This is a genomic window from Rhodoferax sp. GW821-FHT07G04 (assembly GCF_059418585.1).
Genome location: NZ_JBWKQD010000002.1, coordinates 797,312 through 818,155 on the forward strand (window position 1 = coordinate 797,312; position 20,844 = coordinate 818,155).

Annotated in this window: 20 protein-coding genes and 1 riboswitch; of the genes, 2 read left to right on the top strand and 18 right to left on the bottom strand. The window is 62.4% G+C overall.

Annotated features, from left to right (window positions below):
- The 11 genes from thiS to AC07OO_RS12905 form a co-directional block, all read right to left on the bottom strand.
- Positions 1 to 231: a sulfur carrier protein ThiS gene (gene thiS / locus AC07OO_RS12855; RefSeq protein ID WP_495082503.1), complete on the bottom strand. Its 231-nt coding sequence runs from the start codon at positions 229 to 231 to the stop codon at positions 1 to 3.
- Positions 228 to 1,289 (bottom strand): FAD-dependent oxidoreductase, encoded by a 1,062-nt coding sequence (locus AC07OO_RS12860; RefSeq protein ID WP_495082504.1) that lies wholly within the window; start codon positions 1,287 to 1,289, stop codon positions 228 to 230. The genes thiS and AC07OO_RS12860 overlap by 4 nt, the downstream gene beginning before the upstream one ends.
- 19 nt (positions 1,290 to 1,308) lie before the next feature.
- The gene (gene thiC / locus AC07OO_RS12865; RefSeq protein WP_495082505.1) at positions 1,309 to 3,183 is read right to left on the bottom strand and encodes a phosphomethylpyrimidine synthase ThiC; all 1,875 of its coding nucleotides are present in this window, start codon (positions 3,181 to 3,183) and stop codon (positions 1,309 to 1,311) included.
- A gap of 91 nt (positions 3,184 to 3,274) precedes the next feature.
- A riboswitch (TPP riboswitch) is annotated at positions 3,275 to 3,375 on the bottom strand.
- Between the two features lie 29 nt (positions 3,376 to 3,404).
- The gene (locus AC07OO_RS12870) at positions 3,405 to 3,707 is read right to left on the bottom strand and encodes a hypothetical protein (RefSeq protein ID WP_495082506.1); all 303 of its coding nucleotides are present in this window, start codon (positions 3,705 to 3,707) and stop codon (positions 3,405 to 3,407) included.
- Between the two features lie 184 nt (positions 3,708 to 3,891).
- On the bottom strand, positions 3,892 to 4,290 hold the full coding sequence (locus AC07OO_RS12875) for a DUF6713 family protein (RefSeq protein WP_495082507.1): 399 nt from the start codon (positions 4,288 to 4,290) through the stop codon (positions 3,892 to 3,894).
- A 3-nt stretch (positions 4,291 to 4,293) separates the two neighbouring features.
- On the bottom strand, positions 4,294 to 4,653 hold the full coding sequence (locus AC07OO_RS12880; RefSeq protein ID WP_495082508.1) for a 5-carboxymethyl-2-hydroxymuconate Delta-isomerase: 360 nt from the start codon (positions 4,651 to 4,653) through the stop codon (positions 4,294 to 4,296).
- A gap of 56 nt (positions 4,654 to 4,709) precedes the next feature.
- Positions 4,710 to 6,605, bottom strand: a complete 1,896-nt coding sequence (gene aceK, locus AC07OO_RS12885) for a bifunctional isocitrate dehydrogenase kinase/phosphatase (RefSeq protein ID WP_495082509.1) — start codon at positions 6,603 to 6,605, stop codon at positions 4,710 to 4,712.
- A 65-nt stretch (positions 6,606 to 6,670) separates the two neighbouring features.
- A complete protein-coding gene (gene can, locus AC07OO_RS12890; RefSeq protein ID WP_495082510.1) occupies positions 6,671 to 7,333 on the bottom strand; it encodes a carbonate dehydratase in 663 nt (220 codons plus the stop codon).
- 24 nt (positions 7,334 to 7,357) lie between these two features.
- A complete protein-coding gene (locus AC07OO_RS12895) occupies positions 7,358 to 9,382 on the bottom strand; it encodes an LTA synthase family protein (RefSeq protein ID WP_495082511.1) in 2,025 nt (674 codons plus the stop codon).
- Between the two features lie 28 nt (positions 9,383 to 9,410).
- Complete coding sequence (locus AC07OO_RS12900; protein WP_495082512.1) at positions 9,411 to 10,592, bottom strand: isovaleryl-CoA dehydrogenase; 1,182 nt, start codon at positions 10,590 to 10,592, stop codon at positions 9,411 to 9,413.
- Between the two features lie 54 nt (positions 10,593 to 10,646).
- Positions 10,647 to 11,060: a MerR family transcriptional regulator gene (locus AC07OO_RS12905; protein WP_495082513.1), complete on the bottom strand. Its 414-nt coding sequence runs from the start codon at positions 11,058 to 11,060 to the stop codon at positions 10,647 to 10,649.
- Between the two features lie 114 nt (positions 11,061 to 11,174).
- Here AC07OO_RS12905 and AC07OO_RS12910 point away from each other — a divergent pair, with 114 nt between their 5' ends.
- Positions 11,175 to 12,242 carry an MBL fold metallo-hydrolase gene (locus AC07OO_RS12910; RefSeq protein ID WP_495082514.1) on the top strand — a complete coding sequence of 356 codons (1,068 nt, stop codon included), beginning with the start codon at positions 11,175 to 11,177 and terminating at the stop codon, positions 12,240 to 12,242.
- Between the two features lie 18 nt (positions 12,243 to 12,260).
- Here the strand turns inward: AC07OO_RS12910 and AC07OO_RS12915 are convergent, their stop codons facing one another.
- The gene (locus tag AC07OO_RS12915) at positions 12,261 to 13,544 is read right to left on the bottom strand and encodes a formylglycine-generating enzyme family protein (RefSeq protein ID WP_495082515.1); all 1,284 of its coding nucleotides are present in this window, start codon (positions 13,542 to 13,544) and stop codon (positions 12,261 to 12,263) included.
- A gap of 171 nt (positions 13,545 to 13,715) precedes the next feature.
- Here AC07OO_RS12915 and AC07OO_RS12920 point away from each other — a divergent pair, with 171 nt between their 5' ends.
- Entirely contained in the window at positions 13,716 to 14,330 is a 615-nt protein-coding gene (locus tag AC07OO_RS12920) for a chalcone isomerase family protein (RefSeq protein ID WP_495082516.1), read from the top strand.
- 27 nt (positions 14,331 to 14,357) lie between these two features.
- Here the strand turns inward: AC07OO_RS12920 and AC07OO_RS12925 are convergent, their stop codons facing one another.
- From AC07OO_RS12925 to glyQ, 6 genes are all read right to left on the bottom strand, one after another.
- Entirely contained in the window at positions 14,358 to 15,242 is an 885-nt protein-coding gene (locus tag AC07OO_RS12925) for a matrixin family metalloprotease (protein WP_495082517.1), read from the bottom strand.
- Positions 15,243 to 15,296: 54 nt separating this feature from the next.
- On the bottom strand, positions 15,297 to 16,244 hold the full coding sequence (locus AC07OO_RS12930) for a M48 family metallopeptidase (protein ID WP_495082518.1): 948 nt from the start codon (positions 16,242 to 16,244) through the stop codon (positions 15,297 to 15,299).
- A 37-nt stretch (positions 16,245 to 16,281) separates the two neighbouring features.
- A complete protein-coding gene (locus AC07OO_RS12935; RefSeq protein ID WP_495082519.1) occupies positions 16,282 to 17,022 on the bottom strand; it encodes a lysophospholipid acyltransferase family protein in 741 nt (246 codons plus the stop codon).
- Positions 17,023 to 17,087: 65 nt separating this feature from the next.
- Positions 17,088 to 17,663, bottom strand: coding sequence for a D-glycero-beta-D-manno-heptose 1,7-bisphosphate 7-phosphatase (gene gmhB / locus AC07OO_RS12940; RefSeq protein WP_495082520.1), 576 nt, complete (start codon positions 17,661 to 17,663; stop codon positions 17,088 to 17,090).
- A 102-nt stretch (positions 17,664 to 17,765) separates the two neighbouring features.
- Positions 17,766 to 19,892: a glycine--tRNA ligase subunit beta gene (gene glyS / locus AC07OO_RS12945; RefSeq protein WP_495082521.1), complete on the bottom strand. Its 2,127-nt coding sequence runs from the start codon at positions 19,890 to 19,892 to the stop codon at positions 17,766 to 17,768.
- Positions 19,893 to 19,911: 19 nt separating this feature from the next.
- Positions 19,912 to 20,826, bottom strand: a complete 915-nt coding sequence (gene glyQ, locus AC07OO_RS12950; protein WP_495082522.1) for a glycine--tRNA ligase subunit alpha — start codon at positions 20,824 to 20,826, stop codon at positions 19,912 to 19,914.
- Between the last annotated feature and the right edge of the window lie 18 nt (positions 20,827 to 20,844).

Here is a 20,844-nt window from a genome sequence, read left to right on the forward strand (position 1 = left end):
CTAACCTCCTTCAATCGGTTGGAACGTGACGATGGCGTCACCATCCGCCAGCGTCTGCGCGGCCCGCAAAGCGCGTGGCACAAACTGGCTGTTCAATGCGGTGGCCACGGCGTTGGGGCTGTGGCCCTGCTGCTCCACCCACTCTGCCAAGGTTCGCGCGGCGGTGGTCTGCGTGGTGCCGTTGACCACCACGGTGAGGGTCTGCGACACGGTGGCTGCGGATGCGCTCATTGCAAGCCCCCGGCCAGTGCCTCTTCCACCATGGCCGGTGCCACCAGCCAGCCGTGGCGGTACAGGCCGTTGATGCGTGTGATGCCCTTATCGCGCGTCAAGAGCGGCAGGTTGTTGGGCAGGGCCGGCCGCAGGTTGGCCTCGGAGTGAACGACGCGGGCCTCGGCCAGCTCGGGGATCACGCTGTGCGCGGCGCTCAGCAGCTCCAGCGTGCTGCGCAGCGACACTGGCGAGCGGTCCTCGCTCTCGATCTCGCTGGCGCCCACCACCAGGATGTCGTCGGGGCGGGGCACGATGTAGACCGTGTGCCGCGGATGCACCAACCGCACCGAGCGGCTGAGCTGAATACCCGGCGCGTGCAGCCAGAACACCTCGCCGCGCACACCGCGCACCGGTAGCTGCGGGCGCGCACCCAGACCGCGCACGTCGAACACATGGTCAAAGCGCAGGCTCTCGGCCCCATGCGCGCCGCCCTTGCTCAGGCGCACCTGCAGTTCACCCGCGGCGGCCCCCTCCACCACCGTGTTCCAGTGCCAATGCGTACCCTGGCGCGTGCCCTGCGCGGCCAATGCCTGCATGGCCTGCACGGTGTGGATCTGGCCCTCGCAAGGCAGCAGCCAGCTCAGGGCCGGGCCCTGGATGGATGGCTCCAACTCGGCCAGGCGTTTGGCGTCCAGCAGCTCGGGCTGGTAGGGCGCACCGGCCTTGGCCTGCAGCAGGCTGACCACGCGCTGGGCCGCACCGGCATCGCCCCGGTGGGCCAGCAGCAGGCTGCCTTGCAGGCTGAGCGCCACCGGCTCACCCAGGCCGTGCACGATGGACGGCCACAGGTAGCAGGAGCGCAGGCCCCAGGCAAACACGCGCTCGTCGGCGCACTCGAGTTCGGCCACCGGGCTCAGCATGCCCGCCGCTGTCCAGGCTGCGGCCTCAGAGCCTGACTCGGCGTTAGGCCCAGGGCCCTTGGCCGGGTCGAACACATCGACCCGGTGCCCGGCGCGGCTGAGTTCCAGCGCCAGCAGGCGGCCTAGCAAACCCGCTCCTGCAATGCCAATGTGCATATCGACTCTCCTGGCTCGGTCAGGCCTTGGTGATGGGGATGTAGATTTCGCCGCCCGCTTTTTTGAACGAGTCCGACATGGCCTCCATGCCGGCGTCCAGCGCCTGCTCTTCGCTGACGCCCTTGGCCTTGGCGTACTCACGCACCTCTTGCGTGATTTTCATCGAACAGAACTTGGGGCCGCACATGCTGCAAAAGTGCGCGACCTTGGAGCTGTCCTTGGGCAGGGTTTCGTCGTGGAAGTCGCGCGCGGTGTCGGGGTCCAGCGAGAGGTTGAACTGGTCCATCCAGCGGAATTCAAAACGTGCCTTGCTCAACGCGTCATCCCGTGCCCGCGCACCCGGGTGGCCCTTGGCCACATCGGCCGCGTGGGCGGCGATCTTGTAGGTGATGATGCCGGTCTTCACATCGTTGCGGTCGGGCAGGCCCAGGTGTTCCTTGGGTGTCACGTAGCACAGCATGGCCGTGCCGAACCAGCCGATCATCGCCGCGCCAATGCCGCTGGTGATGTGGTCGTAGCCCGGTGCGATGTCGGTGGTCAGCGGGCCCAGGGTATAGAACGGCGCCTCGCCGCAGTGCTTGAGCTGCTCGGTCATATTGGCCTGCACCATGTGCATGGGCACGTGGCCAGGGCCTTCGATCATGACCTGCACGTCTTGCGCCCAGGCCTTTTGTGTCAGCTCGCCCAGCGTGCGCAGTTCGGCGAACTGGGCCTCGTCGTTGGCATCAGCGCCCGAGCCAGGGCGCAAACCGTCACCCAACGAGAAGCTCACGTCATAGGCCTTCATGATTTCGCAGATCTCGTCGAAGTGCGTGTACAGGAAGTTCTCTTTGTGGTGGGCAATGCACCACTTGGCCAGGATGGAGCCGCCGCGCGACACGATACCGGTCACGCGGTTCGCGGTCAGGTGGATGAAGGGCAGGCGCACACCGGCGTGGATGGTGAAGTAGTCCACGCCCTGCTCGGCCTGCTCGATCAGCGTGTCGCGGAAGATGTCCCAGGTCAGGTCTTCGGCAATGCCCCCCACCTTCTCCAGCGCCTGGTAGATGGGCACGGTGCCGATGGGCACCGGTGAGTTGCGCACGATCCAGTCGCGCGTGGTGTGGATGTTTCTGCCGGTGGACAAATCCATGACGGTGTCTGCGCCCCAGCGGATGGACCAGACCAGTTTTTCCACCTCTTCCTCAATACTGGAGGTGACAGCCGAGTTGCCGATGTTGGCGTTGATCTTCACCAGGAAGTTGCGGCCTATGGCCATGGGCTCCAGCTCGGTGTGGTTGATGTTGGCGGGGATGATGGCGCGGCCGCGGGCCACCTCGTCGCGCACAAACTCCGGCGTCATGACCTTGGGGATGCTGGCGCCGAAGCTATTGCCCGCCAGACGTGCCTCGCGCTCGGCATTGCCCAGGTACTGCTCCATCCAGGTCAGCTTCTGGTTCTCGCGCAGGGCCACGTATTCCATCTCGGGCGTGATGATGCCCTTGCGTGCGTAGTGCATCTGCGTCACGTTGCCGCCCGCCTTGGCCCGGCGCGGCTGGCGCTGCAGGCCGGCGGCCTGGGCGCGCAGTGCGGCCAGCGCATCGGTCTCGCCGTGCTTCAGGCCGTCGTCCAATGCGTAGGGCTTGCGGCCCTCGTAGACTTCGGTGTCGCCGCGTTCGGCAACCCAGCCCTGGCGCACCAGCGGCAGGCCCTGGCGCACATCGATCTCGGCACGCGGGTCGGTGTAGGGGCCGGAGGTGTCGTAAACCGTGACGGCCTCGCCATTGCTTTGCAAGATCTCGCGCACCGGCACCTGGATGTCGGGGCGGCTGCCTGGCAGGTAGCGTTTGGTGGAAGCGGGAAGCGGTTCGCGGGTGAGGCGGATGAACTGGGCTAGCTTGTCGGGTGCGTTCATTGGAATGTCTCCTGAGGTAATCGTCATCACCCGAAGACAAAAGGCACCTGCCCCGCAAACTGTGAAAAGGCGCCGCCTGGACGGTTCTGGGCCATTGGCGGCTGTGCACTTCTTACGCTGGTATCAACCAGATCAAGTTCGCGGGTTCGGAATCCATCTCAGCGCAACCACTGCGCACCCCGGGCAAGGCGGAGTGTACGACAAACCGGTCGTTGCCCCAGTCAGGGCTGGTTCCTCAGTGCTCCACCTGGCTGCCGCTCCTGAAACAAAAGGGTGACCTGCGAGATGTAATCCCGCGCCACCGTCTCGCCCTGCCTCGCAGCCAGGGCGGCCAACAGGTTGGAACGCAAGTACCACAGGGTGTCAATGTCGGTAGCAAAGGTGACCCTATGGCGCAGATCGGCGTTGTCGGGGCAGTGCTTTTCCATCAGCGCGAGCATCGCCCCACGCACCCGCGCGAAGGTATCGGGGGCACTGCTGATATCTTGGCCCAGCATGGCCCAATAGCTGTTTCGAATGCGCATGGCAGTACTCCTCTTGCAGCGGGCGCCTTCCGTGCGAGGCACGCTTCCCGACACGCCGTTCATCGCCATCATCATGCGATGTTATGAGGGCTGAATGCAAGGCTCTGTAAATGGATGAGGCCGGGGTGTGCGGCGTCTTACGAAGAGTTACTGTTTGTGAATTCAGTTAACACCGGTATTGGCGTCATTGCCGCACTGGCGCCGCCAGTTTGCCCATACCTCGCACGGCAAGCAATTGCCATACAGAAAGGACAAACGTGGCGACCAGCAGCAATATCGACATGGGTTGGACAAACGCCGTGCTACCAACCAAAAAGAAACCAGAGTGGATGGCGCAGGTCAGGAAACCCAAGGCCGCCAGCAGCTTGTAGAAAAACATCCCAGCTTGAATATTGGCCACTACGCGGTTGTGCGCATACAGCACCAGCGCGATGATGGGAATGTTGAGCAGCAAGTTCATCTGGTTGCCACCGGGAATCCGAAACAACTCCCACTCGCGCCAGAAGGCGGCGTCTATCTGGTGCGTGATGAGGACGGTGGCATTGGCCAGGAAGAGCCCGTGCAGGCGAGAGGTGCTTGCCATGGGCTATCCAACGCTCATCTTGGCGTAAGACTGGCGCTCGATCTCCTGCACTTCAACGCAGAGCTGAACCTGCAGAGTTGATGGCCAGGCACACACGCCATTCAGCGCACTCAGCAAGCTCTTCGAAAGTTCTTGTTTGATCTCAATCGAACGTCCGCTCAATATCGCCAACTTCGCATGGACAAAAGCACGGTCCGCCGTTGATGTGCCCACCAGAAAATTGCTGAGTCGAACGGCTCGGCTCTTGATGTCAACTTCCTCAAACTGACCGGACGCCATCAGCGCCTGGTTCAACGCCATCAAAGCGCCTTCGGCGTTGAACTGTGGCAGATTGTTGGAGTATTCGATGGTCAGATGGGGCATGCTGTTCCTTGCGTGGCGAGAGACTGAAACCGTTATCTATCGCATTGTCGTCCGTGTTAGCTGTGTGGCGGCTTGAACCGCTTCTCCTTGTCATACGGAAACACATCGTGCACATGGCCCGCCTGGATGCGGTCCTTGTGGCTTTGCCAGAACGAGGCCTCCAGCAAGTCGGCGTGGTGCTGCATGAAGATGCTGCGCACCGCCGGATTGCCCAGCAGGAAGGGGCCGAAGGTTTCGGGAAACACGTCCTTGGGGCCCACGCTGTACCAGACCTCGCCGGACATTTCGTCTTCTTCGTTGCGCGGCGGGGGGACGGTGCGGAAGTTGCAGTCGGTGATGTATTCGATCTCGTCATAGTCGTAGAACACGACCTTGCCGTGGCGGGTGATGCCGAAGTTCTTCCATAGCATGTCGCCAGGGAAGATATTGGCGGCCACCAGGTCCTTGATGGCGTTACCGTACTCGACGACACCGCGCTCGATCTGCTCGCGGGCACGCACCGCCGCCAGGCTTTGGTCGGCTGCAGTGGCACCGCCGGCATCAAAGGCCTCTTGCAGGTAGATATTGAGCGGGATCATGCGCCGCTCGATGTAGACGTGCTTGATGATGACTTCCACCGTGCCATCGCCATCGCGGTCGCTGATCTCCAATTGGCTGGGGGCGAATTTCTGAATCTCGGCAATCAGCTCGTCGTCAAACCGGTCGCGCGGGAAGCCGACCTCGCTGTACTCCAGCGTGTCGGCCATGCGGCCCACGCGGTCGTGCTGCTTGACCAGCAGGTACTTGCCCTTGATCTGTTCGCGGGTCGTGTCCTTCTGCGGCGGGTAGTAGTCCTTGATGACCTTGAACACATAGGGAAACGACGGCAAATCGAACACCAGCATGACCATGCCCTTGATGCCCGGCGCGATGCGGAACTTGTCGGTGCTGTGGCGCTGGTGGGCCAGCAGGTCGCGGTAGAACAGCGTCTTGCCCTGCTTGGCCAGGCCCAGCGCGTTGTAGATCTCGTTGCGGGGTTTGCGCGGCATCATGCTGCGCAGGAACTGCACATAGGCGGACGGGATCTCCATGTCCACCATGAAGTAGGCGCGAGCAAAGCTGAACAGCATCAGCAGGTCGTCCTCGCCAAACAGCGCGGCGTCTATGACCAGCTTGGAGCGGTGCGCATGGCTGTCCTCGGCGGCGTCACCCGCCGCATTGCGATCGTCCGCCAGACGCGCGGCCGTGGGCTTCTTGGTGTGCAGAATCGGCAGCGCAAACGGAAACTCGTTGAAGCCATTGATCAGCTTGCCGACGATGTAGCAACCCTTGTTGCGGAAGAACAATCCGGTCAGCACCTGAATCTGGAAATTGGCGCGCAGCTTGGCATCGCCCAGGCGCTCCATCATGGCGTCTTGCACCAGGCCGCAATAGTGCTCCAGGTTGTCAAAGGGGCGCTGCAGGTCAAAGTCCTTGACCATGGTGACCAGCACGCTGGCCATGGTGTCGCGCTTGGGGTAATACGAGCGGTACGTGGGGCGCTTCTTGGACTCGTCGTTTTCGATGTACTCGGTGCTGACGGCCGGGCGCACGAAGATGAAGTCGTTCTGGAAATAACTGCGGTGCAGTATCTTGGTGGTGACCGAGTTGAAGAAGGTCTCGGCCAGCTCGGGCTGGTGGTGGTTCACCAAGAGGCCGATGTAATGCAGCTTGATCTGCTGCCAGATGTCCATGGACTGGTCGCCGGCTTTGAACTCGCGCTCCAGGCGGCGTGAGCATTCCGTCACCCGCAGATCGTAGAACTCGATCCGCTCCCGTTGCGCCCGCTGCTGGCCGTGCCAATCAGCCGTCTCAAAGCGGTGTTTGGCGCGAGCGGACTCGGTGCGGAACAGCTGGTAGTGGCGGTTGAAGCCATCCATCATCGCCTTGGCGATGTCATAAGCGATAGAAGAGTCCAGGCGGGTGGGAAACATGCTGCTCACTTATTCATAGCTACTCACGCAATACCGACGAGGGCTAGCGCCTATTTCTTTCAAACCTACTCGTGGCGGGCGATCAGGCGCACGCCCGACAGGGCCTGGCGGTACAGCACGTCCAGGTCATCCGCACCGCTCACCGTCATATGCAGGTCTTGCAGCAGGCCGTCCTGCAGGCCATAGACCCAGCCGTGCAAGGTGACGCCCTGGCCGCGCGCCCAGGCGTCCTGCACCACCGTGCTTTGGGCCACATTGACGACCTGCTCGATGACATTGAGTTCACACAGGGCATCGGCACGGCCATGCTCGGGCAGCGCCTCCAGCAGGTGGCGATGGCGGTCGCGTACGTCCTGGATGTGGCGCAGCCAGTTGTCCGCCAGGCCTACGCGTGCGCCGTCCAATGCGGCGCGCACACCCGCGCAGCCATAGTGACCGACCACCATGATGTGCTCCACCTGGAGCAGGTCGATGGCGAATTGGATGGTGGACAGGGCATTCAGATCGGAATGCACGACCACATTAGCCACGTTGCGGTGCACGAAGACCTCGCCCGGCTCCAGCCCCGTGATCTGGTTGGCGGGCACGCGGCTGTCGGAGCAGCCAATCCACATGTACTTGGGCTTTTGCTGGGCCTTGAGGCCGGTGAAGAAGCCGGGGCGCTCGGCCTCCATGCGGGCGGCCCAGGCGCGGTTGTGGGCGAAGAGGTCGCTGAGTTTGTCTGCCATCGATAAGCTCCTTATTTATCTGACTTATTTCTTGAGGGAGTAGCGCACGTTCCAGTCCAGCAGGCCGTAGCGGGCCCGCTCTTGCTGGTCATCCAACGCATTGAACTGGCACGGTGTTGTTGCGGGCGTGGCAGACGACGCTGCCGAGCTGCAGGTGAATGAATCCTTGTTACCCAACTGCCACAGGCCCTGGGTGTTGCGCACCTCACCGGTGAAGAACATGGTGCGGGGCGCGTCCAGCGGGTTGGTGGCCGCTGGCGTGCGCAGCAGGTTGCGTCCGGCATTGACGTAGGGGCCGTTCACGCCGACCAGCGGCAGCAGCGTGCTGAACATGTCGCGGTGGCTGGCGGGCAGGGCCTGCTGCGGGCCGCATTGCGGCCCGCCCAGCCCATCTCCCCAGATCACGAAGGGCACCTGGCGCTGCAGGTAGCGGCGCGAGGCATCGGCATACATACCAAACGAGCGCACATTGTGGTCGCCGGTGGCCGCGATGATGGTGTTGGCCTTGAGCGGACCCTTTTGCACATCCTGCACAAAACCGCCCAACAGGTCGGTGGCGTAGTGGTAGGTGTCCAGGTTCAGCAGCAGGGTATCGGACGTGGTCTCGCCCTTCCACAGCGCCATGTCGCGCGGCACACGTTGGTAGTCGGCCGGCAGGTCATAGGGCGGGTGGTTGGTGGACGTCAGCACGAAGACGAAGATGGGTTTGTCCGCGGGCTGGGCAGCTAGGCGCTTGGCGAGGTACTTGAAGACATAACTGTCCCACACGCCCCAAATACCCAAGGTGGCATCAGGGTACTGCTCCTTCAACGTGTTGGCGTCCACCACCTCGTCAAAGCCCTGCACGGCCAGCACACGGTTCAGGTCGCGCCAGCCGGAGCGGGCCGAGGTGACGAACAACGTCTGATAACCGGCATCCTTGACCACGCGGGGAATGGCCCAGGGGATGGGCTTGCGCCCCACGTCGCCCATGGTCAAGGGCGTGATCGGGGTGGAGAACAGGATGGCCTCCAGCGACGGATGGGTGCCGGGCTGCGCGGAATCGAAATTGCGGAAGTGGCAGGCCTTGTCCAGCGTAGGCACCATGCGGCCCAGCACGTCGAACTTGGGAGCCTGGTAGAGCAGCGGCTCGGCGCTCCACGACTCCATCAGGAAGAAGATCAGGTTTTTCTTAGGCGCACCCGGTGGCATTGCCTCGTGCGCGGTCAGCGCGGCTTTGACCTCGGCCTCGCTGCCATGGGGCAGGCCCAGCACCTCGGCCGCGGCCTGAGCGGAATCGAAGCCCATGGCCTTGAGGCCGGCCAACGGGTTCTGCAGGTTCTGCGACTGACCGCGGCTGTCCCAGGCGTACTTCAGCGCGATGGGGCCATTGGGCACCATGTCGTTGAGGAACTGGGAGGTGGTGACGGTCAAATGCTGGCGCTGCAAGGCCATCTCGCGGATGGTGCCCTTGCCGGCAAAGACCAGTGCGAAGAAGATGACGACAACCAGCACCAGTTGAACGGCGGCGGAACGCGTTTGCAGCGCGGCGTCCGGCTTCAAGCGCGCCGTCATCCAGCGGTGCAGCAGTGTGCAGACCCCCGTCAGCACCGCGACCAGCAGCAGTGTCCACACTACCGGGAAGTCATGCCAGATGGTCTGCAGCACGGCCGTGGTGTCGTCCTCTACCAGGCCAAACACCAGCGAATCAATGGGGGTCTTGTAGAAGCCGAAGTAGTGCAGATTGACCAGGGACAGCAGCACATAGAAGAACGCGACGCCGACTGCGATGCGGCCATTGGCCTTGGCAGACGCCCAGGGCAGCACCAGCAGCAATAGAAAGACGGCTACTGCGCTGACCTTCAGATCGAAACGAAAACCTTGCAGCAGCACGCTGGCAATATCGCCGCTGCTGGCCTGGTAGCCCGCCGGCCAGAAGTGCACCAGCTGCCCGATGCGGATGGCCGACAGCACCAGCACCAAAGGCAGCACCAGCACCCAGGCGCGCAGCAGGCCGCGCAGGGTGCCATGGAGAAGAGTGGTCAGTGTGCGTTGGAGGGCGAGCTTCATCTACGGGAGACAGAATGTGGGCAACGGCCTACATTGTCTCAGCGAACAGCTCCCGACCAATCAGCATGCGGCGAATCTCCGATGTACCCGCACCGATCTCGTACAGTTTGGCGTCGCGCCACAGGCGGCCCAGCGGGTATTCGTTGATATAGCCATTGCCGCCAAAGATCTGTACCCCCTCGCCGGCCATCCAGGTGGCCTTCTCGGCGGTCCACAGGATGACGGAGGCGCAGTCCTTGCGCACCTGGCGCACGTGCTCGGCGCCCAGCAGGTCCAGGTTCTTGGCCACGGTATAGGCAAAGCTGCGGCCGGCCTGCAGCACGGTGTACATGTCGGCGACCTTGCCTTGGATCAGCTGGAATTCACCAATGCTCTGGCCAAACTGCTTGCGGTCGTGGATATAGGGGACGACGTTGTCCATGACGGACTGCATGATGCCCAGCGGGCCGCCGGTCAGCACGGCGCGTTCATAGTCCAGGCCGCTCATCAGCACCTTGGCGCCGCCGTTGACCGCGCCCAGCACATTGGCGTGGGGCACTTCCACATTGTTGAATACTAGCTCGCCGGTGTGGCTGCCGCGCATGCCCAGCTTGTCCAACTTCTGGGCAATGCTGAAACCGGGCATGCCCTTTTCGATCAGGAAGGCAGTGACGCCGCGCGCGCCCAGCTCGGGCTCGCTCTTGGCGTAGACGACCAGCGTGTCGGCATCGGGGCCGTTGGTGATCCACATCTTGCTGCCGTTGAGCAGGTAGTAGCCACCCTTGTCTTCGGCCTTGAGCTTCATGGAGAGCACGTCAGAGCCGGCACCGGGTTCGCTCATGGCCAGTGCGCCCACGTGTTCGCCGCTGATCAGCTTGGGCAGGTATTTGGTGCGCTGGGCGTCATTGCCATTGCGTTTGATCTGGTTCACACACAAGTTGCTGTGCGCGCCGTAGCTCAGACCCACGGAGGCCGATGCGCGGGAGATTTCTTCCATCGCAATCATGTGGGCCAGGTAGCCCATGTTGGCGCCGCCGTATTCCTCACCCACGGTGATGCCCAGCACGCCCAGATCACCCATCTTACGCCACAGGTCCATCGGGAACTGGTCGGTCTTGTCGATCTCGGCCGCGCGGGGGGCGATCTCGGCTTGGGCGAATTCGCGCACGGCGTCGCGCAGAGCGTCAATGTCTTCTCCGAGTTGGAAGTTCAGTCCGGGTAGGGTGTTCATGGTGGGGGTCTCCTGTTGTAGCTGGGGTTTGTGTTGGTGTTTATTGGGGGAAAGTCAGGCCTTGGCCTTCTTGGCGGCCGGTTTGGTCGCCTTGGCCAAGAGCGCGCGGGCTTCTTTTTCGTGGGTCTTCAACTCGTCCAGATTGGCCTGCAGATCGGTCATTTGCGACTCCAGTTGCAGGCGGTGGGCGGCCAGCACATCCAGAAATTTCTGCAGCTGCGCGCCGGTATCGCGCGGGCTGTCGTACATCTGGATGATTTCCTTGGCCTCCGTCAGTGACAAGCCCAGTCGCTTGGCCCGCAGCGTCAGCTTGAGCCGGGTGCGGTCGCGCCCGCTGTAGACGCGGCTGCGTCCACCAGGACCGGTGCGCTGGGGCTCCAGCAGCCCCAGGTCTTCGTAGAACCGGATGGCGCGGGTGGTCAGGTCAAACTCGCGCGCCAGATCGCCAATGCTGTAGGTTGTGCTCATGGATGATTCTGTGTGAACAAGTGCGACAGTGCCTTCAAAAGACGCCGCCTAGAATGCCCCATTTGTTGTTGACGTTTACGTAAACGTCAATTATGTAATAAAAAGGCGCGCCCGATGAACGAACTGGAAATGCAGCTCCATTACCCGCTGGGCGAGGCGCTGGCCCCCATGGGCGGCACGCTGGAGGCGGCGCCCGGCGTCAAGTGGATCCGCATGAGCCTGCCGTTTGCGCTGAACCACATCAACTTGTGGCTACTGCGCGATTGCATCGATGGCATAGAGGGCTGGAGCATCGTGGACTGCTGCATCCACCGCGACGAAGCCAAGGCGCAGTGGGAATCCATCTTTGCCAAAGAGTTGGAAGGTCTGCCCATCCTGCGCGTCATCGTCACCCACATGCACCCCGACCATATCGGCCTGGCGCACTGGCTGTGTGAGCGCTGGAATGTGCGTTTATGGATCAGCGCCACGGACTACCAGGTGGCGCGCCTGGGCTGCCTGGGACCGACCGGTTTTGGTGGTGACCGCGCCGCTGAGTATTTCGCATCCCATGGACTGAACAGCCCCGACGCCGTGGAGCAGATCAAGGGCCGCACCGGCTACTTTCCATCGCTGGTGCCGTCCGTTCCGCCGCAGTATCGGCGACTGATGGATGGCATGGTGCTGGATATTGGTGGCCGCGGCTGGCGCTGCATCAGCGGTTACGGCCATGCGCCCGAGCACATTGCGCTGTACTGCGCAGAACTGAATGTGCTGATTGGCGGCGACATGATGCTGCCCCGCATATCGACCAATGTCAGCGTTTACGAGCAGGAGCCCGAGGCCAACGCCCTGGCGCAATTTTTGGACTCCATCGACAAATTCCTGACGCTGCCCGAAGACACGCTGGTGCTGCCCTCCCACGGCAAGCCCTTCACCGGCCTGCACACCCGCATCCAGCAATTGCACGACCACCACCGCGACCGCCTGGCCGAGGTCATGGAGGCCTGCGGCGAGCGCCCCTGCAGCGCCTTCGACATCCTGCCAGTGATGTTCAAGCGCCCGCTGGACATGCACCAAACCACGTTTGCAATGGGTGAAGCGGTGGCCCACCTGCATGCGCTGTGGTTTGGGGGGCAACTCCAACGCACAACGGATGCGCAGGGGGTCTACCGGTTTGGCGTGGTAAACGCAGCGAGATAGCCGACACCTGGCTTAGGTTTACTTCGGCGCGTCCAAGCCACGCGCCACACGAAAGCCGATGGCATTGGATCGGTAGTCCGGCGTCAGGCCGTTGCGGCCGCTGGCACGCAAGCCGGCGGGCTCGCCGACCCAGGCGCCGCCGCGCAACACCCGCTTGTCCAGCACCTGGCAGGCCTTCACCCACGCGCTGCCATCCGCAGGTGCACCCGCATAGCTGTCGTGCTGGCAATCCTGTACCCATTCCCAGACATTGCCATGGACGTTGTACAGGCCAAAGGGGTTAGCACCAAAGCTGTTGACCGGCACCGTGGCCTGGCGCCACGCCCCCTTGTGGCTACCGCGGTAGTCCGCAGCCGTGGTGTCGTAGTTGGCGCGTTCGCTGTCCAGCATTTCGCCCCACCAGAAGGCCGTGGTGCTACCGGCACGCGTGGCGTATTCGCGCTCGGCTTCGCTGAGCAAGCGGTAGGTTTTGCGCGTAGCCTGGCTGAGCCACTGCACGTAGGCCTGGGCATCGTTCCAGCTGACGCAGACCGCGGGGTGGTCATTGGTCTGGACAAAGCCCACCTCCCGCCAGTGGAAGTTGCGGTGGTTGACCCATTTGCCGTTCGACCATGCGAAGCAACCGCCGCTGCGCTCGGCTTCGGTCTGGTATTGGGTTGCGCGCACAAAGGCGGCGAATTCCCCTTTGGTCACGGCATAACGTCCGGCGGCAAAACCACGCACGGTCACCTTGTGCGACGGCCCTTCTTCGCGCACATTTGGGGCCTCAGCGGGGTCGGCTTTTTTCTTCGCAGGGCTGCCCATCACAAATTGCCCCGCAGGGATGGTGGTGAGTTCGGGACAGTCCGCGCAATCCTTGGTGCCTGTGCTGCCGTCGCTGCCGACGGTGGCCACCGCGACAGGGGGGGTTGCGGGCGGCGGGGCCGCGCTGGCCGGCGCAGATGCCGGTGCCTGCACGGCCAGGCCCGGTTGCGGCGACGACGGTTTGTTGTTGTCCGGCTTTGGGCTGGATGGCTGCGCCAGCGGCGGCTTGCTGGTGTCCACAGACACCGGGGTCGTCGGCTTGCGGGTCAGCGTGCTCTTAAGCGGATCATTTCCCCCGACATTGGTGAACGCCAGGTAGACACCCACACCGAGTATGACGGCGGCCACGCTCCAACGCTGTTGCAGCAGCATGTTGAGCAGCACGATCAGCCCCACCGCCACGGCAGAGGCAACAGTCCAATTGCCGGTCAGTTTGTGCCAGAAATAGCCGCAGGCCACGGACACCACGGTGATTGCCAACCACTTCAAGCCTTCCATTGAACCGCCCCTCCAGAGTTGCGCGGCCAGTATCGCACGCACCGAGGGGCCTGTGCACCCCAAAATACACCCATCCCAAGCCGGGCGGCGCCATGGTGCGGAGCGCCCTACCCTGCTCGGAAGTGGGAGTGACTTGCTACACAATAGGCGGACATAACAAGGAGACGTTCCATGCAGTTGATGACGGCGGCTACCTCGATGGGCCGGAGCTTTGGGGCTTTCGCCATAGCGGGCCTGCTGACCCTGGCCTGCGGTTTGGCAAATGCCGCACCCACCGGCAGCAAGTTCGAGCCCTCCGGTCAGCTGGAGGGCTCGACCCTGCAGCTCAATGGCGCTGGGACGCGCTACAGGCTGCTATTCAAGGTCTACGACCTGGCCCTGTACACCCCCAAGAAAGTGAGCACGCCCGAAGACTTGCTGGCGCTGCCCGGCCCCAAGCGCCTGAGCTTCGTGGCGCTGCGCGAGATCCCGGGCACCGACCTGGGTGTGGCCTTCATCAAGGGTTTGCAAGCCAATGCCTCCAGGGAGCAGATCCAGAAGCACACCGGCTCGTCCACGCGCTTGATCGATATTTTTTCAGGCCAGCCCAAACTGACGCCGGGCGATACCTTCGCGATGGATTTCGTGCCGGGCAAGGGCACCACCTTCTACATATCTGGCAAACCCCAGGGCAGCCCGGTCGGCGATGCGGAGTTCTTCAGCATGGTGCTGAATATCTGGGTGGGTAGTTCGCCGGTGGACTCACAACTGAAAGAAGCGCTGCTGGGTCTCGACAAGGGGCGCTAACTAGCCGCAACCCCGGTCACCGAATCGTCAAAAGCCAGCGGCCTTCACACTTGCTTCGAAGTTGCTCAAGGGCCCGACGTTTTCGGTGACTCCATTGGGGTCAACATAGTATGCGAAGCCGTCTTTCGTCATCGCATAGTTCCTGGAATAGCGGTAGTAGCGGTAGCGGAAGCCGTCTTTGACTGCCGTTGGGGCCGGCCCTATGTTGTACAAAAGGCTAGCATAGGCTTGCTCCGCCCAGTTCATAGTGCGTTCCGCCATTGCATTCGGGCTAGCGCCGTATAGGGCAGCACACCCCTCCGCATCGTCCCCGCGCAAGGTTCGAATATAGGCCGCGCTGTGATAGGGCTTGGCGAACATCACGGATTCGCTGACATCGGAATGGTCCAACCCCAAAGAGTGTCCAATCTCGTGCGTCATGACGCCATCCAGCTTGACCAGATCCCAGTACTCGAAGGCATTGATGACGATATCGGAGTCCACTATTCGCTTGGAATCGCCCGACGTCCAGGACAGGCTGTAGGCCGCCGTGTAAACCTCGTCGCGCCAAAACCCACGCCATCCCCATACGTTGACATAGTCGGGTTGACCACCCACTTCGGTCTCGGGCGCAATGCTGGTCAAGCCCATGTACTGGATGTTGACCTTGCAGACCTGCGCCCAGCGCGCGGCGGCAGCTTGCAGGGCGGCAACGACATCTTCGGTGCTGAAAGAAGCCGGCTGGCCCGACGGGTTGTAGTACCACTGGTACACACCTGAAGGCCAAGATTGGTTGCCTCCATTGGACAGCCATTGCGACGATTCACGATCACTCTTGATCACTTTTCGGACAAAGTCCGAATTTTCAGCAGCGTGTACACAGGGAACAAGCGTGGCGAGTGCCAACGCGGTATAGGCGATTCTCTTCTTCATGCGACTTCGGACTTTGCATTCCGATTCAGGGTATGTGACGCGGCGGATTATCGCCTACCACTTGGGTATCGCATCGTCCTTGAGCTGCCCGCGCAACTCAGCATAGTCAGGCACCACGCTGCGCACCGTGTCCCAGAAGCGGGGGCTGTGGTCCATGACGCGCAGATGGCTCAGCTCGTGGACCACCACATAGTCAATCACGGCGGGGCGGAAGTGGATCAGGCGCCAGTTCAGGCGGATGGATCCGTCCGATTTGGCGCTGCCCCAGCGCGTACCTGCGTTGCTGAGGCTGAGCTTGGTCCAGCGCACTTGCAATTGGGGTGCAAAGTGGTGGAGCCGATCCAAAAAGTGTTGGCGCGCTTGGCGCATCAGCCAAGCCTGTACGGCATCACGAATCTGTTCGGGCGAGGCTGTATTGGGCAGGCCAACACGCAGTACGCGCGGTGACGCCGCTGTGGCTGGCTCCACCTCCAACTGCGCACCGGCTGCGCCAAAGTGGTGGCCAGGGTCCAGCAGCACCTGAATGTAATCGCCCAGGAATGGCAGCACCACGCCATCGCGCCAGTCCACACGGGCCTCGTGCTGGCGTGCTTGGCGCTCGCGAGATTCGCCCAGCTTGCGCGTGATCCATTGCGACTTCTCACGCAGCGCGGCCTCCACTTCGAACAGCGGCGTCCACTTGGGTGCACGCACGACCAGGCCGTCTGGCCCCACGACAAAGCCTATGGTGCGCCGCTTGGCGCGCTGGAACAGGTAGGCCACCGTGGCGTCGCCCAGGTGCAACTCGCGGTTGGCACGAGGGTGGGTGAAGGCTGCGGGCGCGATAGCCTGGTGCAGCGGCTGGGCCAGCTTGTGGTTGATGCCCGGTGCGGTGGCTGACGCCGGCTTGGGCTCGGGCAATACCGGCTTGGAGGGCGCTATATTTTCAGGAGCGGCATGCACAGCCTCCACGGGGGCTAGCGCATCAAACAGGTCAAGGGTGTACTGAAAGAAGCTGCGCATGGTGTGGAGCGTGCCGTGGCCTTCTCGGTGGGACGGCCTACCGGTAGGCCTCGGGATCCAGACGGCGCATTTCGGCCTCGATCCAGTCTTCCACTTCCTGCATCAGTTCCTTGTGGTGGCGGCCTTCGCTGGGGATGGGTTTGCCGATGGACACGTCCACAACGCCTGGCGTCTTGATAAAGGCCTTGCGCGGCCAGCATTTGGCCGAGGTCACTGCAATCGGAATCACGGGCGCGCCCGTCTGCACGGCCAGACGCGTGCCGCTGGTTTCGTAGACGCCCTTTTGCCCACGCTCCACACGCGTACCCTCGGGGAACATGATGATCCAGATGCCCTGGGCCAGACGCTCCTTGCCCTGGGCCACGACCTTTTTGAAGGCCTGGGTGCGCAGGCTGCGGTCGATGTGGATCATGTCCAGCAAGCCAATGGCCCAGCCGAAGAAGGGTAGGTAGAGCAGTTCCTTCTTGAACACATAGGCCAGCGGATGGGGCATCAGCGCCGGCATCAGAAAGGTTTCCAGCGTGGACTGGTGCTTGACCAGCAGAACGGCCGGGCTCTTCTCGCCGCTGGGCAGGTTCTCCATGCCGGTGACCCGTGTCTGAATGCCCAGCAGCACGCGCGCGCTGCCTACACTGCTCAAACCCAGCCACGCCGACGCAATGCGGTAGCGGTAGGTACGGTCCAGACGCAGCACCGCCACCAGCATGATGGCCAGCGTGTACGGAATCACGGTCAGCACCATCCAGGCCATGTGAACGAGCGAGCGGAGAAAGGACATAGTGCAGCGAATGGGCCTGTAGCCCTCGTATTAATTGGTTATGGCGCTATCAAAAACAAAGCGCACTACAGATCGGCCGCTTGCGAGGGGCGCACGTCCTGCATGACCAGGTATTCGGCAAAGGCCGCCAGATCCTGGTGCACGATGGTGTCGGGCGGATATCCCTCGGGCAGAGGTCGGTCGCGAAAGACGGCGGCCTTGCCGGTCAGCACCAGGTGCGGATCGCAGCCTGCGGCCACTCCCGCCACCAGATCGCGCTGGGAATCTCCCACGACCGGAACGCCGTCCAGCGTGATGCCATAGCGCTCAGCAATCTGTTCGCACAAACCCGGCTCGGGTTTGCGGCAGCGGCAGCCCTCGTCTGGCGCATGGGGGCAGTAAAAAATGGCATCCACCCGGCCACCAACCGCCGCCAACATGGTGTGCATCTTGGCGTGCATGGCATTGAGCGAAGCCACGTCAAACAGGCCGCGACCCAGACCCGATTGGTTGGTCGCCACCACCACATGCCAGCCCGCATGGTTGAGCCGTGCAATGGCCTCCAATGCGCCGGGCAGCGGTTGCCACTCGGACGGGGACTTGACGAACTCGGTACTGTCTTCGTTGATGGTGCCGTCGCGGTCGAGGATGACGAGTTTCATATCAAGCCTGTAGTGAGGAAACAGCCTGCCGCCGGGCCGCCCCAAGGCAGGCTAGCCCCCTTGGGGGGCAGCGACCCGTGCAACGGTGGAGCGTGGGGGTGTTCATGTGGCGAGCTTGGAGAGGTCGGCCACGCGGTTCATTGCTACGTGCAAGCTCTTGAGCAGACCCAGCCGGTTCAGACGCAGATCCAGCGCCTCCGCGTTGACCATGACGTCTTCGAAGAAAGCGTCAACCGGTGCGCGCAGCGCGGCCAGGGATTGCAAGGACGCGGTGTAGTCGCCTGCCTCCCACTTGGCTTGGGCCGCAGGAACCACGGTCTGCATAGCCGCATACAAGGCTTTTTCCGCGGCCTCCTGCAACAGCACTTCGCTGACATGCGGGTCTACTTCGCCATCGGCCTTTTTCAGGATATTGCTGATGCGCTTGTTGGCGGCAGCCAGCGCGGGCGCTTCGGGCAACCCGGCAAAGGTGCGTACTGCGGCCAGACGCTTGGCAACATCACCCAGACGTTGAGGGCGCAGGGCTAGCACAGCATCCACCTCTTGCGCGCTGTAGCCCTGTTCACGCAAAGAGCCCGCCAGGCGGTCATAAATGAAGTCCGTCAGTGCCACGGTCGCGTCGCTGATCTTGTCGCCAAATGCGGGAACGGCATTGGCCAGCAAGATGCCCAACTCCAGCGGTAGATTCTTCTCCACCAACATACGGATCACACCCAGCGCATGGCGGCGCAGTGCAAAGGGGTCCTTATCGCCGGTGGGCAGATTGCCGATGCCAAACATGCCGACCAGGGTTTCCAATTTGTCAGCCAGCGCCACAACCACACCGGCCATGCTGCGCGGCAAGGTGTCGCCGGCAAAGCGCGGCTTGTAGTGGTCTTCAATGGCGTTGGCTACCACTTCGCCCAAGCCATCGTTGAGCGCGTAATAGCCACCCATGATGCCTTGCAGCTCAGGAAACTCGCCAACCATGTCGGTCACCAGATCGGTCTTAGCCAGTTGTGCGGCCTGGTCGGCTTGCGCCACTAAGCTGGCATCGCCCAGCTGCGCCGCGATAGCCTTGGCAATGGCGCGGACGCGCTCCACACGCTCGCCCTGCGAGCCCAGCTTGTTGTGGTACACGACCTTGCCCAGGCCCTCGACGCGCGAGGCCAGCGTTTTCTTGCGGTCTTGGTCAAAAAAGAATTTGGCATCTGCCAGACGCGGGCGCACGACGCGCTCGTTGCCGCCGATCACAAAGCTGGCGTCTTCGGGATTGATGTTGCTGACGACCAGGAATTTGTTCGTGAGTTTGCCCGCGGCGTCCAGCAGCGGGAAGTACTTCTGGTTGGCCTTCATCGTCAAGATCAGGCACTCTTGCGGCACATCGAGAAACTCTTTTTCGAAGGCACACGTGAGCACATTGGGGCGCTCGACCAACGCGGTCACTTCGTCCAACAAGGCGTCGTCTTCAATGGGCCTGCAACCACCACCGACCTTGGCCGCTGCGGTGGCGAGTTGGCGCGCGATCTCGGCCTTGCGCTTTTCAAAGCTGGGGATCACCGCACCCTGGGAGTGCATCTGCTCTTCGTAACTATCCGCGTCGCGAATTGCGAACGCGTCCACTGAAGACTCAAATCGGTGGCCTTGTGTCATATTGCTGGCTTGCAAGCCCAGCGCATTGACGCCGATGACGTCCGATCCATGCAGGGCCACCAAGCGGTGTGCCGGCCGCACAAAGCTTACGCTGGTCCAACCCGGCAATTCGCAACCGCTTTCCAACTGGTAGGTCATGACCTTGGGAATGGGCAACTTGGCGATCGCGTCTTCCAAGGCCTTTTGCAAGCCGACGGCCAGCCTGGCGCCCTTGACCGTGCTGTCATAGAACAGGGCTTCGGCCTTGCCGTCCGGTGCGCGCTTCAAACCCGCCACAGCAGATGCGTCGGCACCCAGGGCTTGCAGCTTCTTCAGCAAGGCTGGGGTCGCGTTGCCAGCGGCATCGAGGCCCACGGCGACAGGCATCAGCTTTTGCGACACGGCCTTGTCTGCGGCCTGTGCGGCCACAGACGTCACATGCACAGCCAAGCGGCGGGGTGACGCGAAGTGGGTCACCACCGCATCTGCACCGGCCAGGCCTTGACCCTTCAGCGCGTCAGCCAGCACAGAGGCGAAGGCTTCACCCAGCTTCTTGAGCGCCTTGGGCGGCAGCTCTTCCACAAACAGTTCAACCAGAAGGTTTTTCGTTGTTGTCATTCTTGTTCTCTCCGTGCGCTCACGCAGCCTTCTTCGTAGTCGTCGTCATCTGCTCCACCCATTCACGCGGCGCCAACGGGAAACCCAGGCGCTCGCGACTTTCAAAGTAGCTCTGAGCAACGCTGCGCGAGATATTGCGGATGCGGCCGATGTATGCAGCACGCTCGGTCACGCTGATGGCGCCACGGGCATCCAGCAGGTTGAAGCTGTGGGCCGCCTTGAGCACCTGCTCGTACGCGGGCAGCGCCAACTGGTTTTCCATTAAATGCTTGGCCTGCTTTTCGTGAGCGGCGAATGCGGTGAACAGAAAGTCCGCATCGCTGTGCTCGAAGTTGTAGGTCGATTGCTCCACCTCGTTTTGCTTGTACACGTCGCCGTAGGAGAGGCCGTCGGTCCAGGTCAGGTTGTAGACATTGTCCACGCCCTGAAGGTACATGGCCAGGCGCTCCAGGCCGTAGGTGATCTCACCGGTGATGGGTTTGCAATCGATACCGCCTACTTGCTGGAAGTAAGTGAACTGGGTCACTTCCATGCCGTTCAACCAGACTTCCCAGCCCAGGCCCCAGGCGCCGAGCGTGGGGTTTTCCCAATCGTCTTCAACGAAGCGGATGTCGTTCTTTTTGAGGTCAAAGCCCAGGGCTTCGAGGCTGCCCAGGTACAGCTCCAGGATATTGCTGGGAGCGGGCTTCAACACCACCTGGTATTGGTAGTAGTGCTGCAAGCGGTTGGGGTTCTCACCGTAGCGGCCATCCTTGGGGCGGCGGCTGGGCTGCACGTAGGCGGCCTTCCAGGGCTCGGGGCCGAGGGCACGCAAGAAGGTGGCGGTGTGCGAGGTGCCGGCGCCGACTTCCATGTCGTAGGGCTGCAAAAGCGCGCAGCCCTGGTCGGCCCAGTAGGCCTGCAATTTCAGGATGATTTGTTGAAATGTGAGCATGCCCCGATTTTACAGGGG

Coding starts and splice junctions, on each gene's coding strand:
- AC07OO_RS12880 (WP_495082508.1), bottom strand. CDS start 4,653: ATGCCCCATCTGACCATCGAATACTCCAACAATCTGCCACAGTTCAAC.
- can (WP_495082510.1), bottom strand. CDS start 7,333: ATGGCAGACAAACTCAGCGACCTCTTCGCCCACAACCGCGCCTGGGCC.
- gmhB (WP_495082520.1), bottom strand. CDS start 17,663: ATGAAACTCGTCATCCTCGACCGCGACGGCACCATCAACGAAGACAGT.
- aceK (WP_495082509.1), bottom strand. CDS start 6,605: ATGTTTCCCACCCGCCTGGACTCTTCTATCGCTTATGACATCGCCAAG.
- AC07OO_RS12925 (WP_495082517.1), bottom strand. CDS start 15,242: ATGAAGAAGAGAATCGCCTATACCGCGTTGGCACTCGCCACGCTTGTT.
- AC07OO_RS12930 (WP_495082518.1), bottom strand. CDS start 16,244: ATGCGCAGCTTCTTTCAGTACACCCTTGACCTGTTTGATGCGCTAGCC.
- AC07OO_RS12935 (WP_495082519.1), bottom strand. CDS start 17,022: ATGTCCTTTCTCCGCTCGCTCGTTCACATGGCCTGGATGGTGCTGACC.
- glyQ (WP_495082522.1), bottom strand. CDS start 20,826: ATGCTCACATTTCAACAAATCATCCTGAAATTGCAGGCCTACTGGGCC.
- thiS (WP_495082503.1), bottom strand. CDS start 231: ATGAGCGCATCCGCAGCCACCGTGTCGCAGACCCTCACCGTGGTGGTC.
- thiC (WP_495082505.1), bottom strand. CDS start 3,183: ATGAACGCACCCGACAAGCTAGCCCAGTTCATCCGCCTCACCCGCGAA.
- AC07OO_RS12860 (WP_495082504.1), bottom strand. CDS start 1,289: ATGCACATTGGCATTGCAGGAGCGGGTTTGCTAGGCCGCCTGCTGGCG.
- AC07OO_RS12920 (WP_495082516.1), top strand. CDS start 13,716: ATGCAGTTGATGACGGCGGCTACCTCGATGGGCCGGAGCTTTGGGGCT.
- AC07OO_RS12870 (WP_495082506.1), bottom strand. CDS start 3,707: ATGCGCATTCGAAACAGCTATTGGGCCATGCTGGGCCAAGATATCAGC.
- AC07OO_RS12895 (WP_495082511.1), bottom strand. CDS start 9,382: ATGAAGCTCGCCCTCCAACGCACACTGACCACTCTTCTCCATGGCACC.
- AC07OO_RS12900 (WP_495082512.1), bottom strand. CDS start 10,592: ATGAACACCCTACCCGGACTGAACTTCCAACTCGGAGAAGACATTGAC.
- AC07OO_RS12910 (WP_495082514.1), top strand. CDS start 11,175: ATGAACGAACTGGAAATGCAGCTCCATTACCCGCTGGGCGAGGCGCTG.
- AC07OO_RS12875 (WP_495082507.1), bottom strand. CDS start 4,290: ATGGCAAGCACCTCTCGCCTGCACGGGCTCTTCCTGGCCAATGCCACC.
- AC07OO_RS12915 (WP_495082515.1), bottom strand. CDS start 13,544: ATGGAAGGCTTGAAGTGGTTGGCAATCACCGTGGTGTCCGTGGCCTGC.
- glyS (WP_495082521.1), bottom strand. CDS start 19,892: ATGACAACAACGAAAAACCTTCTGGTTGAACTGTTTGTGGAAGAGCTG.
- AC07OO_RS12905 (WP_495082513.1), bottom strand. CDS start 11,060: ATGAGCACAACCTACAGCATTGGCGATCTGGCGCGCGAGTTTGACCTG.